The sequence below is a fragment of the Elusimicrobiota bacterium genome (genome assembly GCA_016788905.1).
Lineage (GTDB): Bacteria > Elusimicrobiota > Elusimicrobia > FEN-1173 > FEN-1173 > JADKHR01.
The window spans coordinates 1-17,293 of record JAEURZ010000015.1; the positions used below are offsets into that span (position 1 = coordinate 1).

The 17,293-nt window shown below is 51.1% G+C and carries 15 protein-coding genes; all 15 read left to right on the plus strand.

All coding sequences use genetic code 11. The features are described 5' to 3' along the window. Positions 1-108: 108 nt before the first annotated feature. The 15 genes from JNK54_07145 (at position 109) to JNK54_07215 (ending at position 17,236) form a co-directional block, all read left to right on the plus strand. A complete protein-coding gene (locus JNK54_07145; GenBank protein ID MBL8024038.1) occupies positions 109-906 on the plus strand; it encodes a prepilin peptidase in 798 nt (265 codons plus the stop codon). Positions 907-1,073: 167 nt separating this feature from the next. After that, positions 1,074-2,201, plus strand: coding sequence for a type IV pilus assembly protein PilM (gene pilM, locus JNK54_07150; protein MBL8024039.1), 1,128 nt, complete (start codon positions 1,074-1,076; stop codon positions 2,199-2,201). Between the two features lie 12 nt (positions 2,202-2,213). Continuing rightward, positions 2,214-2,780 (plus strand): PilN domain-containing protein, encoded by a 567-nt coding sequence (locus JNK54_07155; protein MBL8024040.1) that lies wholly within the window; start codon positions 2,214-2,216, stop codon positions 2,778-2,780. 1 nt (position 2,781) lies between these two features. Continuing rightward, positions 2,782-3,330 carry a type 4a pilus biogenesis protein PilO gene (pilO, locus tag JNK54_07160; protein MBL8024041.1) on the plus strand — a complete coding sequence of 183 codons (549 nt, stop codon included), beginning with the start codon at positions 2,782-2,784 and terminating at the stop codon, positions 3,328-3,330. An 11-nt stretch (positions 3,331-3,341) separates the two neighbouring features. After that, entirely contained in the window at positions 3,342-3,833 is a 492-nt protein-coding gene (locus JNK54_07165) for a hypothetical protein (protein ID MBL8024042.1), read from the plus strand. A 121-nt stretch (positions 3,834-3,954) separates the two neighbouring features. Beyond that, positions 3,955-5,853 carry a type IV pilus secretin PilQ gene (gene pilQ, locus JNK54_07170; GenBank protein MBL8024043.1) on the plus strand — a complete coding sequence of 633 codons (1,899 nt, stop codon included), beginning with the start codon at positions 3,955-3,957 and terminating at the stop codon, positions 5,851-5,853. Positions 5,854-5,874: 21 nt separating this feature from the next. After that, entirely contained in the window at positions 5,875-6,540 is a 666-nt protein-coding gene (locus JNK54_07175) for a hypothetical protein (GenBank protein ID MBL8024044.1), read from the plus strand. Positions 6,541-6,553: 13 nt separating this feature from the next. Next, positions 6,554-8,635, plus strand: coding sequence for an O-antigen ligase family protein (locus JNK54_07180; GenBank protein ID MBL8024045.1), 2,082 nt, complete (start codon positions 6,554-6,556; stop codon positions 8,633-8,635). Continuing rightward, positions 8,632-9,366: a glycosyltransferase family 2 protein gene (locus JNK54_07185; GenBank protein MBL8024046.1), complete on the plus strand. Its 735-nt coding sequence runs from the start codon at positions 8,632-8,634 to the stop codon at positions 9,364-9,366. The genes JNK54_07180 and JNK54_07185 overlap by 4 nt, the downstream gene beginning before the upstream one ends. A gap of 124 nt (positions 9,367-9,490) precedes the next feature. After that, on the plus strand, positions 9,491-10,285 hold the full coding sequence (locus JNK54_07190; protein MBL8024047.1) for a glycosyltransferase family 2 protein: 795 nt from the start codon (positions 9,491-9,493) through the stop codon (positions 10,283-10,285). Then, positions 10,282-11,307, plus strand: a complete 1,026-nt coding sequence (locus tag JNK54_07195) for an undecaprenyl/decaprenyl-phosphate alpha-N-acetylglucosaminyl 1-phosphate transferase (protein ID MBL8024048.1) — start codon at positions 10,282-10,284, stop codon at positions 11,305-11,307. Before JNK54_07190 ends, JNK54_07195 begins: the two co-directional genes overlap by 4 nt. After that, positions 11,307-12,632, plus strand: a complete 1,326-nt coding sequence (locus JNK54_07200; GenBank protein MBL8024049.1) for an FAD-dependent oxidoreductase — start codon at positions 11,307-11,309, stop codon at positions 12,630-12,632. The genes JNK54_07195 and JNK54_07200 overlap by 1 nt, the downstream gene beginning before the upstream one ends. Beyond that, positions 12,629-14,401, plus strand: a complete 1,773-nt coding sequence (locus JNK54_07205) for an O-antigen ligase family protein (protein MBL8024050.1) — start codon at positions 12,629-12,631, stop codon at positions 14,399-14,401. The genes JNK54_07200 and JNK54_07205 overlap by 4 nt, the downstream gene beginning before the upstream one ends. Continuing rightward, positions 14,385-15,545: a glycosyltransferase family 4 protein gene (locus JNK54_07210; protein MBL8024051.1), complete on the plus strand. Its 1,161-nt coding sequence runs from the start codon at positions 14,385-14,387 to the stop codon at positions 15,543-15,545. The genes JNK54_07205 and JNK54_07210 overlap by 17 nt, the downstream gene beginning before the upstream one ends. Further along, positions 15,542-17,236 carry a tetratricopeptide repeat protein gene (locus JNK54_07215; protein ID MBL8024052.1) on the plus strand — a complete coding sequence of 565 codons (1,695 nt, stop codon included), beginning with the start codon at positions 15,542-15,544 and terminating at the stop codon, positions 17,234-17,236. The genes JNK54_07210 and JNK54_07215 overlap by 4 nt, the downstream gene beginning before the upstream one ends. The last annotated feature ends 57 nt before the right edge of the window (positions 17,237-17,293 follow it).

The following is a 17,293-nucleotide window of genomic DNA, read 5'->3' on the forward strand; positions in this document are numbered from 1 at the left end:
GCTGACCGAACCGCCGGATGCGGACCCGCATGTCCGGTGGTGTGGCAGGGGCCGGGTCAAGGAAAATCACCTTGGCCTGCCTCTATGCTGATTATAGCGGGAGGGGTTTTGACCGATTACTTGCTTGGGACTTTTTTGTGGGTAGTTTTTTGGGGGGTCGTCGGGGCCAACCTCGGTAGTTTTGCTAATGTGTGTATTTATCGTGTGCCTCGGGGAAAGTCTGTGGTTTTACCTCGGTCTCGTTGTCCGCGATGTCATGGGGCCATTTTGTGGTTTCAGAATATCCCCATAGTAAGTTATGCCCTTCTGGGCGGACGTTGTTTTCATTGCCAAAAACCAATTCCCAAACGATACCCCATCATCGAATTTATAATGGCCGTAATGATCGCTCTGGTGTTTTTTCGTTCGGCACCGGGTCCTTCCCTTGTCCTGGGAGTTTTTATCACTTTCGTTTTGGTTGTGATTTCGTTTGTTGATTCGGATTGGAAAATCATCCCGGATTTTTTTTCAATGGGATTAATCGGGGTCGGGCTTGTCGTTTCTCCGTTGAACAGTTTGCTCGGGGGGGATGGGACAGCGCGCGTTCTTTCCTCAATGAAGGGGTGTCTGGTGGGTTTCGGAAGCGCCTGGCTCTTGGCAGTGGCCGGACGCCGTTTTTTTCGGCGTGAGGCGTTGGGGGGCGGGGACGTTAAACTCTTGGCTGGGCTGGGCACCTTTCTGGGGTGGCCAGGCGTATTTACCAGTTGGTTCTTGGCGTCCATTCTGGGGACCCTCTTCTTTGTCTCCCTAAAAGTTCGCGGGAAAATGAATTGGGGGGCCTATCTCCCCTTCGGTCCGTTCCTCGCGGCGGGGGCTTGGGCCCATTGGGTCTGGCCGACTTTTTTTTTAAGGTGTTGGGGGTTTTGAATTATTTTTGATAAAGTATCCTCGGTAAATGAAAAAACCCTTGACAAAATTCATAGGGAACCTATATAAATAGGGCAGGAAGAAGAGAACACCCATCCGTCACCGATTGGGGTCCCCGGTTCAAGGGGGTATCGGAGCGGTTGCTGACAACAGAACAAAGGCGTGCAATGACTCTTGCGGACACCCTGAAAGGCTTTCGGTTAGACAAGCTTCGGCTCAAAGCCAAAGACGCCATTGGCGTTGATTTGGGCTCGACCGCCATAAAGATCGTTCAGCTTAAATCGATGGGGGGGCGGTGGAAGTTACACCGATGCGCGCATCTTGCTTTAACCAACGCGGGGCCTGATGTTCCCGCGCCGGAGCGGCGCGCCCAGGCGGTGGGTTTACTCAAGGATTACGTCCACAAACAAAAAGGGGCCCTCGCAAAGAGTGCGGTGGTGTCGGTTTCCGGGAACTCGGTCATTGTCCGTTTCGTTAAATTCCCTAAAATGTCACGGGATGATCTTTCCAAGATGATCCTCATTGAAGCCGAGCCTTACATCCCCTTTTCCATTCCAGAAGTGAACTTGGATTTCCAGATTTTGGGTGACGTGGTTGAAGATGCCCAAAAAAAAATGGAAACGATTTTAGTGGCCGCAAAAAAAGAAATCATCAGTGCCCGCGTGGAAATTGCTCAGCAGGCCGGGTTGTCTCCTGTTCTTATCGATGTGGACGCTTTCGCCCTCCAAAACGCCTATGAAATTTCACTTGGAGCCACGCGTGAAACATGCCTAATTGTACACGTCGGCGCTTTTGTTACGACTATGGTTATTGTTGAAAACGGGGTTCCTAAAGTGGTTCGGGACGTTTTTATTGCGGGGAACGCGGTGTCCAAAGCCCTTCAACGGAATTTTCAATGTGACGGCAAGCAGGCGGAAGCCATGAAAGTGAGGGCTCAAATTCTGGTGACGCCCGAAGATCGTGAACGGGCTATGGGCGACGCCAACAAGGAAACCCTTCAGATGTCAACGGTGATTCTTCCCGTGATGAAAGATCTTCTTGCTGAAATTCAACGATCTCTCGACTTTTATTTTTCGCAAGGATCCGATCGTCAGGTGGCGCGTGTGCTGGTCTCTGGGGGCGCTTCTCGTTTGGGGAATTTGGTGCCGTACTTGGCTCAAGAGCTTCGCCTTCCTGTGGAAATTTTTGATCCGTTTCAGCGGATTGACGGGGCTCAGTCCATCTCCCCGGAAATGCGCCCTCTGTTCTCTGTGGCGGTTGGTTTGGCGCTTCGTCGTGAGGGAGATATGGGCTAACCGCCCTTTCCTATGATTAAGGTCAACCTCCTCCCTCGGGAGATATACGCCGCTCGGGCCCAACAACAAATTAAGGTGGTGGGCATTGGTTTGGGCGTTCTCCTTCTGGGCTCGCTTTTAGCTTACTACGGCTCCCTGTTCATGCGGTCCAAGGCTTTGGCCAAAGAATTGGTGGGCGCTCAAGCAGAACTCCAGAAATATGAGCGGATCGATGCGGAGGTGAAAGCGTACCAGCAACAAGAAAATTCTTTGAGTTCACGCTACGGGGTTATTCAACAATTGTTGCGGGGAACCTTGACTTACCCAAAGTTCGTTGAGGATTTCATGGCGCTCTTTCCATCCGATATATGGATCAACACGTTGACGACGGCCACCGATCCGTCTTACGCATTGGCGGTGACGGTTGATGCAAAGTCCCTCTCCAGCTTTGCGATTGCTGATTGGCTTTCGAATCTTCAATCGTCTCCGCTCTGTTCCGCCGTTCGGTTGGGGACCATCAATGTGGAAGAGCAGGGGGAAGGGCTGGGATTGATTTATTCTTTTACGCTAAACTTTCGATACCAGCGGACGGAAAATTAATATGACATTGAGCCAAGAACAGCAGAAGCAACTTGCCATGGTTGTCGTCGCGATGGTGATGTTTGGCTACGTTTATATGGCACGGTTTTTGAGGCCGCTTAAGGCAGAAATTCAGACGAAAGAGGCCGAATTGGCCAGCGTGAACAGCCGGATTGAGGGGTTGCGTGCCACTGCGAGTCAACGGGATCAACTTCTCAAACGCGTTGAAGAACTGAAAGTTCTCGTTTCTGCTGTGGAAAAGCGGTTGCCTCGTGACAGGAACCTTCAAGACATCATTCGCCTGGTTTCCGAGTTGGCAACACAAAACGGAGTTCATTATTCGGTTTTTGAACCTCAGGTGGAGCAAACGTCACAACTGTTTATTGAGCTCCCCATTAATTTAAAAATCAGCGGTACAGTTCTGTCTGTTTCCAAATTAATGGCGGCACTGGGGCAGCAGGAACGTATCTTGAGCGTGCGGAATCTGACATTGAATTTCATGTTGGATTCCAAAAAAAATAGAACGGTTAGCGGTCAATTTACGCTGGTCGCTTTTGTGTACAACGGATGAGGTCCTTCCCGATGCCATTTTTTCGAACCGTTTCTCTTGCGGCCCTGCTGGGCGGCGTCTGGGGAGGGCCCACCGGGAATTGTTTTGGTGACGATCTTGTTCCTCCCGTGGTGGCTTTTTCCTCAACGACCATCGCGGTGTCGACCCCACCGGTTGCCCCGGGGTACGTCTACCAGGGGGATCGATTTCGTGACCCTTTTATCCCGCTCGTGGGCGCCGATACGGGGCGATATGAGGCTTTGCCATCGAATGAACTCCTCCCCCCATTTAATGCAATAGGCGCGGATCTTAAGGGAATTTTGAAGGCGACCACGGGCCGATGGGCGGTTCTCCGCACGGTCGATGGGGTCACCTATTTGGTGAAGAACGGAAAAGTTTTTGACCCCAAACGGAAGGAAGTCGAAGGCTATCAGGGGATTGTAAAAGAAAAGTCTCTGGTCATTTTGGGCCCGAAGAACGAAGAAGTGATCTTGAACCTTAAAAAAGAGGCGGAGGAGAAATAGGGTTTCTACGGATTTCATACAGAAAGAGGTTTTTCCGCAGGGGACTGGGTGGTTTGACTGAATGACGAATATCGACGAGCGAAGTTAATTTTTTTGGGGCGAGCGAGGAGGCTTGACACCGATGACTAAAACATACGAATCTGGTTTTTTTGAGGGAGCACTGGGGTCCGCCTTGGGGCGGATTCTTCGTGGGGTTCTCCTTTTAACATTGGTTGTTCCGCAACCCGCGGTTTTCGCCCTTGCCACATTCGACTCCCCTCACGGGAAGGGAAATGAGCCGATTGTCACCACAGGGGCTACAGCAACCTTGCAAAGCATTTCATTTGATAAGAATCGGCTTCACGTCGGACTTGACCGGTCCGTTGCCTATCGGGTATTTTCGCTCACGAAACCATCTCGCGTGGTGATTGAACTCACCCGTACGGTTCATGCTTCAAAACCTTATGAAGCGTCGATTGGGGACGATGTCCTTTCCCGAATTCGAAGTGCCCAGTTTAAGTCTACTCCGGAAATGATCACGCGTGTCGTGTTGGATGTGAAGAAGGTAACTCCTTTTCACACCTATCGGGAAGGGAATGGAATCGTTTTAGCGTTTGAGAAGGGGCCTTCGGCTAGTGAACAGGTTTCTGTTTTGAATGCTGAAGAGGAAGGTGTTTCCGGAGAAGAACGGGCCGATGTAGAATCCACCGCCATTGAGCGCGTGGGCGGCCAGCGGCGCATGAAAATCAAAGATTTGCTTTCGGCTCTCCCCACCCATCCGATTACCATTGATTTTGAAGAAGCGGAAATCCGAGATGTTCTTCGGGTGTTGTCGGAAATGAGCGGGGTCAATGTGATTTACGCCGCGGATCTTCGCGGGTTTGTGACAATCCATTTGGATCAAGTTCCTTTTAATGAGGTTTTCAGCACTATTTTAGCGACTCAGGGTCTTGTGGCACAGCAAATTGGGAACAATATCCTTCGAATTATGACGCCGGAGTCTTTGAACACCGATCGGGCCCGTTCTGTGGTGAACTACAAAACATTCATCTTGAATTATGGGAAAGCATCCGAAATTCAATCCCATTTGGCCGCGGTTCGGATTTCCCCCAACGCCAAAGTGACTGTGGACGAACGGAACAACGCACTGGTGGTGACGGATACCCCGGAGGGGTTGTCAGCCGCTGAGCGGTTGATTTCGGAGTTGGACAGAAAGCCACCACAAGTTTTAATTGAAACGAAGGTGGTCTCCATTGATGTAAACAAAACGCTTCAATTGGGCGTTCAATGGGAGTACGCCAACCGAGCGAACAGTGGGTCGACCTTTCGGGTGCTTGGTCAGCGGACGGAAGTGGCGGGGACTGAATTGGCCGAAACAGGCGGGCCTGGTTTTCTTGGGGTGAGGAATAACCTTGAGGGGGAACCGGAAGAATTTGTAACGCAAGCGTCCAAGTCGGGGGCGCGGGGGACCGGTGTGAGTTTGCCGGGACCTCAGCAGGCGGGGATTTCGTTTGGGTTCATCAACAATTCCGATATTTTAACGGCCACGCTGAACGCCCTTGAATCCGACGGTCAAACGAAGACCCTCACCAATCCTAAGGTGATCACCACCAATAACCAAGCGGCTCGAATTCAGATCGGGTCTCAGATTCCCTACAAAACAACCACAATTTCGGGTTCGGGACTCGCCACGGAAACAGTGACGTTCCTTTCCGTTGGGTTTATTATCGATGTGACCCCCACGATTAACGTTGATAACCGCATTCGCCTAAAAGTTAGACCCGAAGTGAGCGAAGTGGCGGACGCGCGAATTTCGCCTCCAACCATTGATACGACCGTTGCAGAAACTGAAGTGATGATCAAAGACGGTGAAACGTTGGTCATTGGCGGGTTGGTCAGTGAGAAAATGGTGGAAACCGCTACCAAGGTTCCCTTGTTGGGGGATCTGCCTGTTTTAGGTGTGTTTTTTCGGAGTACCTCTAAGGACAAACGGCGTAAAGAAATTTTGATCTTCGTGACAGCACGGGTCGTTCCAGATTAATGATGTATAGGTCAAACCGCCGTGACAGATCCTGCTAGTAGTGAGGAAAACATGGCGGTGGTTGAGGCCTTCCTAAAACAGGCCGAAATAGCGCGTCAGAAACAAGCGTGGGACGATGTTGTAAGAATTTTTCAAATTGCCCTTAAGCAAATCCCGGACAACAGACAATTACAGCATGGGCTTGCCGCGGCTTTCGTTTCCAAAGCGGACCGAATGTCTTTCCGCCCTTTCTACCAACACGCCATTGAGGAATATTGGCGTTTGGTCAATTCCAATCCAAAAGATGGCCGGGCTCACGAGGGATTATTAACGGCTGCCGTAAAGGCGGATCAGCTCGGGGAGGTCATGGAGGAATACCGCGCACGCCTTGCGCGCGGGACAGAAGTGGAGTGTTACCGGGCGGCTTTTAAGAAAATCCAAGCGCTTTATTTTATGCGTGTGGAAACCCAAGGAAGTGGGCCTAAGACGGCGGGCTTCTTTCCCTTTTTGTTTGGTCGAGCGGCGCCCATCGTGGCCCTCATGTGTCTCGTTGGATGGGTCGTGCTCCGAATGAAAATTGGGCCGCGGCCTGAATTGTCCTCACCCAAAATGTTAGCGGTGGCGGCCGTCCTCGTTCGAACAGGGATCTTCTCTTTTCTTGTTTCGCTAGGGTATTATATTTTCAGAATCCTTCGGACCTCCAAGTAGTATTTAAAGACACGTGTCTTTTCTTAACTCTTTCCCGCTAAAAAACATTTCATTCTCTAAACGTGACAGGGGTATCGGTGGAATCACGTCTCTTGGGGTTGTGGTCATTCTTGTTTTGGGGTTCGGGGGGAAGTGGGGTTTCGCTGATCATTTATCAAAAGCGATCCTTTTTTTTTCAGCCTTCTTCGTTTTACGCCATTTCCGATTTAAAAATATACTCCGTCATCCGGCGTCCCCTTGGGCCATGGCCCTTTGTGTTTGGTACTTCGTCGCCGCTTTTTTTTCTTCATCACTGACAGTATCTTGGACGGCTGTGGTTGGAGTGTGGAGCATCGTAATCCTATCGATGGTTGGACTTCTTACCTGGAAATCACCTCACCGATTATTCCTTGAAGGATTAGTGGCCTTCGTCGTTTTATTGCAAACAATTTTCCTCTTGTTGGGGAAGTTCTTGGTGGTTCCCCCTCTTTTGGTTTTCCCAGGGAACCCTCAATACGTATCCTTTTGGTTGTGCGCTGGGTTCTTCCTTGCCTTGGCCCGTTATTTCGAATCTCCTTTTTTTTTAAAAGGAGAGGGTGTTCAAAAAAATGTCAGACGCGGCGTTTATCTTATTGTTGTTGTGGCCGCCGTTGTTGGGGTTCTCCTTCTTCCTGTTAGGTCCTCCTATTTGGCTCTTTTTGTTGGGGCGTTGGTGTTTGGCTGGGTTCGGTTTGGCCGTCGAGGTTTGCTGGTGGTGGGATTTGTTTTTGTCTTCTTATTGACCATTCTTCCTCAACCCGTATTTGAAAATCGGATAAAAACCCATGATTCAAGAAGTTATAAGAGAATCGATATTTGGAAGTCGGCCTTTTCCGCTTTAATCGATCGTCCTTTTTTCGGTTGGGGACCGGGGAAGTTTGAGAACGCCTATTGGGTTCATGAAATCCCACAAAACTCTGATGCCGTTCATTTTGAGATGAGTACCGATAGGGCTCATAATGAACTGTTGCAGGTATTTGTTGAAACCGGTATCCCTGGAGGAGTCCTTGCCCTTCTGTGTCTGGTTGGGGTGTGGAATTCTTTTCCTCAGGGAAGTCTTTCTTCAGGGATCAAGGCGGCGTGGGCGGCAACAACGGCATTTTCTATGGTTAATTCACCACTCGTTCTCCCGGCCTGTGGGGCTCTCTTCGGACTCTTGGTTGCGTTGGCCCCTCCGGGGCGGTGGGTTCGTGATCGTTCTTTTTTAACGTCCCCCAAAACCGGGTTCAGGAATTTGGGCCTCATTCTTTTGTTGCTTGTCGGAATGGGAGAATTCGCCCTCGCGCTTAACGAAATCATTGGATCTCATCGTTCCCAATTTCTTGATTCAACGAACGGGCGAGAGGTGGAAGCCCGTCGGGAACGAGCGTTTCACCAGCTTCATTTGAATAGTGTGAAGGAAGAATCTCATGGTGTGGCCGAATTAAGGGGACTTCTTCGTTGGAATCCCCACCGCGCTGAGTTGTGGCGTGATTTAGCCCATAGTGAACTGGATCATCGTCGGCCCCCTGATCCAGAGAAGGCTATTGTCCATTATCATAAAGCGTTATCTCTTCGGCCTCACCACGCTCCTTGGTGGGTGGAACTTGGAGGTGTTTTGGTTCGGAAGGGGGATTTGCCGGGGGCTCTTCGGGCTGTGCGGGAGTCGTTCCGTCTTGAACCCTATTATTTTGACGCGATGGTGAGTTATGGAAATCTTCTGCGAATGGATGGACGGCCGCAAGAGGCTTTGCGGTGGCTGGATGTCCTGCGCGAGAAGTCAGAATCTTGGCCGTCGTTTGTGTCCTCGGACTCTGGTTACCGACGGACTGTTTTGCATCGGGATGAGAACGCTCTTGAGAAGACAACAGCCCTTTGTCAAATGGATCTGAAAAAATACACGGAAGCCCTGGGAACATTGGAACGAATTGATCCAAGAGACTTTGAACGGCAATCACTGGAAGTAGGATGCCTGTTTTTTCTCGGACGCATAAAAGAAGCTGAGAGAAAAATAATTTCCGCTCAACTTAATGATCCAGAAGACTCGCGTTGGGATGAGATGCTTCAACGGGTCCGGGAACACCCCACGGCTCCATGATCCATATCCTCTTGGCGGCTTTCAATGAAGAAAAGGCCATCGGAGCCGTTCTTAACGGAGTGGCCCGGGCTTTGGCCGATGGGCGTTACAAGGTTTGGGTTGTTGACGATGGCTCAACGGATGGGACCCTCAACATCCTTGAACGGTGGAGTCAGGCTGTCCCTCTGGTGATTGTTCGTCATAAAACCAATAGGGGGTTGGGGAGCGCGCTCCAGACAGGATTCACGGCCTTAATCCCTGTTCTTTCTCCACACGACGTTGTGGTTACTCTTGATGCGGACAATACCCACTCACCCATACAGATTCCTTCCTTGGTGCAACCCGTTGAAGATGGACGGGCCGATCTGGTGGTGGCATCCCGATTCGTTCGGGGAGCTCTCAGTCGTGGGGTTCCTTTTATTCGTCGGTGTCTAAGTGTTTGCGCTTCTTTCCTCTTTCGGATTTTTATTCCTGTTCAGGGGCTTCGGGATTTTACCTGTGGGTTTCGAGCTATTAAAGGTTCGTTGATCAAATCTGGGCATGAAAAGTGGGGATCTCTTGTTGAGGAGCAGGGTTTTGCTGCTACGGCTGAAATTTTGGTCAAGTTGCGATTATTTAAACCCCGGATCATTGAAATACCCCTCATCCTTCGATACGATCGGAGGGTAGGGTTTAGTAAAATGCGGCTGGGGCGTACCATTTTGCGCAATTTCGGGGTCATTTTTCGATTTTGGTGCTTGGATAAGCCATGATCAATCTTTGTCCAGTAAATCTTTTTTTACATTGTCAGGCATCAATATCCGGTGCTCAGAGGCGTTCTGTGGTGTCCCAATCTTATCCATCGATTTCCATTTTTTATTTAGCCCTGCTTAGGTGATAAGGACGAATTCCTTGGATCGAAAGGAGAGGGAAAATGTAATTATTGCCGTACTTCCTGCTTTTAACGCAGAAAAGACGTTGGAAAATACACTTCTAAAAATTCCATCCGGTATTGTGGATGAAATCATCCTCGTTGATGATGCCTCAACAGATGGAACCGTTCCACTAGCGCGGGGGCTTGGGTTGACCGTTTTTTGTCATGAAAAGAACCGAGGCTATGGGGCCAATCAAAAGTCCTGTTACCGGATGGCTTTAGACCGAAGGGCTGATATCATTGTTATGATTCACCCGGACAATCAGTATGATTCAAGCCTTACGCCCTTTTTGACGGGTTTTGTTGAAAAAGGGGTGTGCGATGTGATGTTGGGGTGTCGCATTCGGACGCGTGTGGAGTCCTTGGCCGGGGGGATGCCCCCTTATAAATACTTCTTCAACCGAGTCTTAACGATGATGGAGAATTTTATTCTTGGCCAAAATCTGGGTGAAACACACAGCGGTTTTCGAGCTTACGGCCGGAAAGTGCTCGAAACCATTCCTTGGGAGAAGAATTCCGACGATTTTGTCTTCGATCAGCAGTTCCTGATACAAGCGGTTCATTTCGGTTTTCGGTTGGGCGACATTCCTGTCCCGACGCGATACGAGAAGTTGTCCTCATCCATTGGTTTTCGTCGGAGCGTTATTTATGGATTGGCAACACTCTGGACACTGATCCGGTTTAAGCTTCACCAATGGAGAATGTTTCGATGCGCCCTCTTCGAACCTCGATCTTCTTTTTTGGAGATTTCCAAATGATCCTCCTCTACGTGGTGGCCTGTTTGACCAGTTTTTTGATGACGTTCCTGATGACTCCCGTTGTTCGTCTGGCGGCTCTCCGGTGGGGTATTTTGGACCACCCCCACACGGAGATTAAAACCCATAAGGAGCCGGTCCCCTATCTGGGAGGTCTGGCGATCTTTATGGGGTTTGCGGGGGCTCTTGTTCTTCTCCGGTTTGCGACAAATTTTCCCACAGGAACTCTTCGCTCCTTGTGGGGCCTCCTTTTGGGAGGCGCTTTTCTGGCGGGGGTGGGGTTGGTGGACGATTTGAAGAAACCACAGGGGCTCTCGTTTCAGGCCAAGTTTTTCTTTCAGTTTTTGGCCGCGGCGATTTTGGTCTATTTTGATATGCGCATTCGTTTCGTTCAACCGGATTGGTTGGCGATTATTCTCACCTTGATTTGGGTTACGGGAATTTCGAACGCCATCAATTTAATCGACATTATGGATGGACTGGCCTCCTCCCAAACCCTTGTGGCGGCCTTAGGGTTTCTTCTGATTTCCATCCCCACAGAACAGATTTATGTGAATTTTGCGGCGGCGGCCATTGTGGGAGCGACCCTCGCTTTTATTCCCCACAATATGTCGAAGAAAAGAAAAATATTTATGGGGGATATGGGGAGTCTTATGTTGGGGTTCCTCTTGGCGGGTCTATCGTTGGGGACGGACTACACCCGCGTCAGCGAGGTGGGGATCTTTGCCCCGCTCTTGATTCTTGGCCTTCCGGTGTATGACACTTTTTTCGTTAGTCTTCTTCGCCTGAAGCAAGGGAAGTCTCCTTTCCTGGGATCGAAAGACCATTTGGCCCTTAAACTTCGTGCGATTGGTTTTTCAACAGAGAAAGTGGTCTTGATCTTTGCGGCCGTGGCGGCTGTTTTTTCAGCTGGGGCATATCTCCTGACCATGACACCTTTCTATGTTTCACTTTTCCTGGTGGCGATCGTTCTTCTTTGTGGACTTTATGTCATGGTGAAACTCCATGACGTTGTGGTTCATTAGTGGCTGGAAAGAAATCTGTTGTCGTTGCCGGTGCGGGATTGGCGGGTCTTTCCTGCGCCTATCATCTCCGGTCCCCTTACACCCTGTTTGATCGAGAACCCCGGCCCGGGGGGACCGCTCGATCCGTGGCGGTCGGGGGGTTTACCTTCGATTTTACGGGACACCTCTTACACTTGCATGATCCCTACACCAAGGCGCTGCTCCGTCGGCTTTTGCGTGGGAATTGGGTCGAGTGTGTCCGACGAGCTTGGATCCATTCGAACGGTGTTCAGACCCCTTATCCCTTCCAGGCAAACCTTCACGGGCTTCCCGCGCGGGTTATTCACGAGTGTGTGAAGGGCGTTCGGGACGCGCGGCGGATTTTTGGCGATCATCCCCTCGCCAATGCAGGTCCGCTTGATTTCAAAGAGTGGTGTCGGCGTTTGTTTGGTGAAGGGATTTCCCGTCATTTCATGATCCCCTATAACGAAAAGCTGTGGGGAATCCCGGCCGACTCTATGACGCCGGACTGGTGTGGCCAGTTTGTCCCTGTTCCCACATTGGCGGATGTGGAAGCCGGGGCCGAGCGATTGCATCGGAAACGATTTGGGTACAACACGACTTTCCTTTACCCAAAGCGTGGGGGAATTCAAGCTTTGGCAGAAGCCATGGCTCCTTCCCTTAAGGGGTTGCGACTGGGTGAATCCATCGAAGCGGTGGAATGGAAGTATCGGCGGGTGGTCCTCTCTTCCGGGGAGCGGGTTCCTTACAATCGTCTCGTTTCAACCCTCCCGTTGCCGGAACTGTTGAAGCGACTGACCCCGTTCCCTAAGGAACTAACGAAACCCTTGGAACGGTTGCGCTGGACCACAGTCTTGTGTGTGAATATCGGGGTGGACCGGCCAAAGATATCAAAGGCCTCCTGGATTTATTTCCCCGAAAAAAATTATCCTTTTTACCGCGTGGGGTTTCCCATGAATTTCACTCCCCACGTGGTTCCGCGAGGGTGTTCCTCTATGTACGTGGAAGTCTCTTTCCCACCAGGAACAGAACCCACTACGAACGCGGGGCGGGCTCATCTGTTTTCAGAAATCCGGAGGGGCCTCTTAGCCGCTGGAATTTTGCAACCACGGGATTCGTTCCCTGTCCTCCATTTCGCCCCCATCCGGTACGCCTACGTGATCTACGATGAAAACCGGTCCTCAGCACTGGGAACCATTTTCCACTGGTTGAATAAAGAGGCCAAGGCTCTTTCCATTGGTCGATACGGGGGGTGGAAATACTCTTTCATGGAAGAAGCACTTTTGGATGGGCGGGCGGCGGCCCGCGAGGTGGATCGGGGGTGATTACCCGTCCCGTTCGTCCCATGGCACGGTTTACGTCTATGGGACACGTGATCCTGTTGTTTTTGGTTTTTTCTCTCCCCCTCCTGCGGGTGGGCTGGGATCAATGGGCTCAGACTCTCGTTCATCTTGTTTGGTCTTTTCTCCTAATTTTAGGGGCCGTTCTCTTGTTGATGGGCCGGTCAGGTGAATTTTCCAGATTTTCTATTCAGGTGGGCCAATGGGGACTCCTTAGTGTTGTCCTTCTAGGGGCAAGTCTCCTCTCCGCTCTCTCCAGTCCTTTTCCCCACAGCGCCATCCCGGCGTTGCTCAATGATATTCCATTGTTGGCTTTTTTCATTTTGGCGGCGGGATCGTCGAATGTTCGTCGGTCCCAATATTCCCAGGTCCTTGCGGGAACGGGGGCCGTGGCCGTGTTGGCGACGTTTCTCGGTAGCGCAGGGGACACCCCTTGGACCGGCCCCCTGTTAAACCCAAATATACTCGTGGCTCTTTTGGTATTGACAGGGCCGCTGGTGATTTTTAACGTCATCCGATGGGATTCGGCGCGCCTTCCCCGTTTGTTTTGGGGAGGGGCCTCCTTGCTTGTTTTAATGGGAATTCTCTTTTCTCGTTCCATGGTAGGGTACGCTGTTGTTTCATTTCAGGCAATCCTCGCGGTCTCCATCCTGTTGGCCCGAAAAAAGATCAATCGTCAGAATTCTATCGTTCTTCTCTTGGTGATCCTTCTTCTGATGGGCATCGGTTTTATCTTGGCGCGAGGGGAATGGCCCAAACTTTTTCAAGGGGATTTGGATCGGTGGACCTGGTGGGCGACAGCTTTTCAGATGTTTTCGTCCCACCCCCTACTTGGGGTGGGGCCGGGGGCTTTTGGTGAAGCGTATCCAGCTTTTCGTGCGTTGACTTGGGGGTTGAATAGTCTTTACGCTCATAATTTTATCTTAGAATTTTTGGCTGAGAGAGGCCTGGTGGGGGCGGGGGCCTTATTCCTCTTGATCGGAGCGTCACTTTTCAAGGCCTGCCGAGGCGTCCTTCGCGGTGGATCTCCCGCGTTGTTTCTTGGCATGGGAGGGTTTTGTTTATACAACCTCTTTCACATAGGATTTTCATTTCCAGGGTTATTGTGGCTTTTCTTCCTGGCGGCCGGTCTTGCCGGGGCAGGAGAGGATGGACCGGGGACGGAATGGTCACGGGTTAAATGGCGGACGATGTCCTTGCTTACTTTGGCAGGGGGTCTTTTATTTAGCTTGGTGTCTTTCGCCCTTTTTCGCGGGAACCAATCTTTGGCCATGGCCCGGCATTCGTTTTCTGCTGAACAATGGGAAAGAGCTCAGGGGCAGGTTGACCGGGGTCTCCGATGGAACCCAAAAAACCCAGGGCTCTACGAATTGCGAGCGGCCCTTCGAATGCGGGCTCAGGACTGGGACGGCGCGACCGCAGATATTGCCCGGGCGATCCGTTTGGCCCCCGCGGCGGCTGGGTTTCGCGTTGGGGCCGCCGCACTGGCCCTTGAAAAGGGAGAGGTGGAGCAGGCTCTCCTCGACTATGAGCGGGCAAATCAGTTCATGCCCCTTCAGGCCTCTTCCTGGGAAAGACGGGGGGACCTCTTGGTGGGGTTGCACCGTTGGGAGGAGGCGGATCGGGCGTATCAGGGCGCGCTTCGGGCTCTCTCGGACCCCCGGGTGTTGGGAGGCGACACGGATCTCCGGGCCGCCTGGACCCAGAGGGTCGAAGAAAAAGTAAAAGGATTAAGAAATGTCGGGAAAAATTAAGGTTGTTCACATCATCACTCTTCTGGAGTGGGGGGGGGCTCAGCAGACTGTTCTCACTTTGGTGGGACATTTGAACCGTGATCTTTTCGCCCCCGTGCTCTACTGTGGTCGAGGGGGAATTTTGGACGGGGACGCTAAACACATTGGCATCCCGGTTCGTTTTGTGCCGGGCCTTCGTCGCCCCATACGTCCGTGGTGGGATTTCCTTGTCCTTATAAACCTCTATCGTTTTCTTCGCTCGGAACGGCCCCATCTTGTTCACACCCATTCTTCCAAAGCGGGTGTATTGGGTCGGCTGGCGGCATGGTTGGCGGGAGTCCCGATCGTCGTCCATACCGTTCATGGGTTTGGGTTTACCCCGGTTCAAAAAAAATGGGTCCGGGGTTTGTTCGTTCGAGTTGAGCGATGGCTCGCTCGGATCACGTCAGCCCTTGTTTTCGTTTCCAAATCCAATCGGGAAGAGGCTCTCCTCCGGGGGATTGGGTCTTCCGATCGGCATCATCTTATTCGGGCCGCTGTCCATTTAGACGAATATCAAGGAATGTCTCGGGATCCGAAAGTGTTGTTGAATTCAAAAGACCGGTTGGTGACGACCATTGGTCCATTTAAACCCCAGAAAAACCTTTTGGATTTTATTCGTGCCGCGGCCATCGTGGCTGTACTTCACCCTGACGTGAAGTTCTTGGTTATTGGTGATGGTCAGGGGCGGGAAATGTTGGAAAAAGAAATTCAGTCACGAAACTTGACCCACCGGGTCCTTTTGGCAGGCTGGCGCCCAGATATCCCCGCTTTGCTGGGCCGATCGGATATCTTCTGTATGACCTCCCTCTGGGAGGGGCTTCCCATGTCTCTTGTGGAAGCCATGGCCGTGGGGCTTCCCTGCGTGGTAAACGCGGTGGATGGCTGTCGTGACGTTATCGTTCATGGCGTCAATGGATTTTTGACCCCCCCCGGCGATCCTTCCGCGACCGCGGAGCGACTGGACCAACTGTTAAAAAACCCTGTATTGGCCAAGGAAATAGGACAGAGGGCAAAGGCCAGTATCGGCCGAGAATTTGATAAAACCCAAATGGTTCTGGAACATGAGAAGCTCTACACCACTCTATTCACCATGGGGGGAGAGAAACGGTTTTCCTCGAAATGAAAGCGGAAGAAAAAAAAGAGTGGCGAAATTTTGCCGTCCTCCTTCTGGGTGTTGGTTTGGTCTATATGAGGAGTCTTCACAATGGATTCCTTTGGGATGACCAAGTGGTTTTGGTGGCCAACACGTTCATCAAAGATTGGAAAAACATTGGCCACCTTTTTGGTTCGTCCTATTTTCTTGGTTCAGGGGAACTCAGTTACCGTCCCGTCGCGACGGCTTCCTATTTGATGGGCCACTTGTTTTGGGGGCTCAGTCGGCCAGGTTTTCATGGATTGTCTCTCCTCCTCCACCTTCTTACGGGGGTGGCCGTGTTTTTGTTTTTCCGAAGAATTTTTGAAATGAAAGGGGCGGCTTTTTGGGGGGCGGCTCTCTTCCTTCTTCATCCCATCAACACGGAAGCGGTTCTCCAAGTTTCTTTTAACGAGGAACTTTTTTGTGGGTTGTTCTTGGTTTTGGCGTTTTATTTCTACGTTCGGTGTCTCCCAGGAGAGTCGCTCGGAAATGTGAAAATGCGTTTATACGGGCTTTCCTTGGCCTGCTACACCCTTTCTTTGTTTTCGAAAGAAATGGGGATCGTTTTTCCTCTTTTGCTCCTGCTCTACGAGTCAATTTTAGGAAAGGAGAAGAATCTTTCTCGCGGAATTCTTCGTTGGTGGCCCTATTTGGGGTATGGGTTGATCAGTCTCTTTTACCTCTGGGTCCGTTTTTTCGCTTTAAGAAATCCCAAGGAATTGAGTGTTCCCTATATTCAAGATAGTTTTATCGTGAATGGGCTGACCATGGCTAAGGTTTTTTTTCTCTACCTCAAACAATTGCTATGGCCGTTTCATTTAAGTCCCGACCACCATGTGGAAGTCGTGGCTCGAGTGGGGGATCCTCTCGTTGTCCTTATATTCTTGGGATTTCTGGGGGGGGGCGGGGTGTTTTTTTGGGTACTTCGGCGTTCGCGTCTCAAGGCGTTTCTGTCCTTATGGGTGGTGGTGGGACTTCTCCCTGTGCTGAATTTCATCCCCTTCCTTAAAGAAAATTTTATGGCGGACCGGTATCTTTACCTGTCCTCCATGGGCTTTTCTGGTTGGGTGGCCTCCCTCGGGGTTCAGGAGGGGGCTTGGAAGGGAAAGGGAAAAACCCTATTGCTCCTTTTGCTTGTGGGGTTTGGCGCTTTGACGTTTCGACGAACGTTGGATTGGAAAGACGATGTGCGGTTTTGGGGTCGCTCGGTGGAAACGGACCCCTTAAGTGTGGAATCCCACAACCGGTTGGGATCGGCCTATTCGCAACGTCGTGAATTTGATAAAGCCATGGCGGAATACAAAATAGCCCTCCGCTTAAACCCTCAATCCACAAGGGCGCTCAATAACATGGGGAATGTGTTTTTTTCCTTGGGACAATACGATTCCGCTTTGCGGGTTTACAACCAAAGTTTGGCCATCGATCCCCACGCCGCGGTGACCTACGCCAATCGAGGATCGGCCTGGCAAGCGTTAGGTCGACCTGTTGAGGCCATTGAAGACTATTCCCGCGCACTGGAAATGAAACCCTCTTTCGCCGAAGTGTATTTGAACTTGGCGGTGGTCCATGAAGATCTCCACCAACTTGAAGCCGCAAGAAAAGCTTACCAGTCCTATCTTCTCCTGCGTCCGAATTCAATAGAAGTCCAGAATCGCCTTTTATCCTTAAAGACAAAATAGGGATGGGACAACCTTTGGTTGGCAAAAAAATGAGATAATTTCTCGCCAACAAACTTC

What these genes read in the sequence shown, in the direction of transcription:
- pilM (MBL8024039.1), top strand. Translation starts at nt 1,074, where the DNA reads ATGACTCTTGCGGACACCCTGAAAGGCTTTCGGTTAGACAAGCTTCGG.
- JNK54_07155 (MBL8024040.1), top strand. Translation starts at nt 2,214, where the DNA reads ATGATTAAGGTCAACCTCCTCCCTCGGGAGATATACGCCGCTCGGGCC.
- pilO (MBL8024041.1), top strand. Translation starts at nt 2,782, where the DNA reads ATGACATTGAGCCAAGAACAGCAGAAGCAACTTGCCATGGTTGTCGTC.
- JNK54_07165 (MBL8024042.1), top strand. Translation starts at nt 3,342, where the DNA reads ATGCCATTTTTTCGAACCGTTTCTCTTGCGGCCCTGCTGGGCGGCGTC.
- pilQ (MBL8024043.1), top strand. Translation starts at nt 3,955, where the DNA reads ATGACTAAAACATACGAATCTGGTTTTTTTGAGGGAGCACTGGGGTCC.
- JNK54_07185 (MBL8024046.1), top strand. Translation starts at nt 8,632, where the DNA reads ATGATCCATATCCTCTTGGCGGCTTTCAATGAAGAAAAGGCCATCGGA.
- JNK54_07195 (MBL8024048.1), top strand. Translation starts at nt 10,282, where the DNA reads ATGATCCTCCTCTACGTGGTGGCCTGTTTGACCAGTTTTTTGATGACG.
- JNK54_07210 (MBL8024051.1), top strand. Translation starts at nt 14,385, where the DNA reads ATGTCGGGAAAAATTAAGGTTGTTCACATCATCACTCTTCTGGAGTGG.
- JNK54_07215 (MBL8024052.1), top strand. Translation starts at nt 15,542, where the DNA reads ATGAAAGCGGAAGAAAAAAAAGAGTGGCGAAATTTTGCCGTCCTCCTT.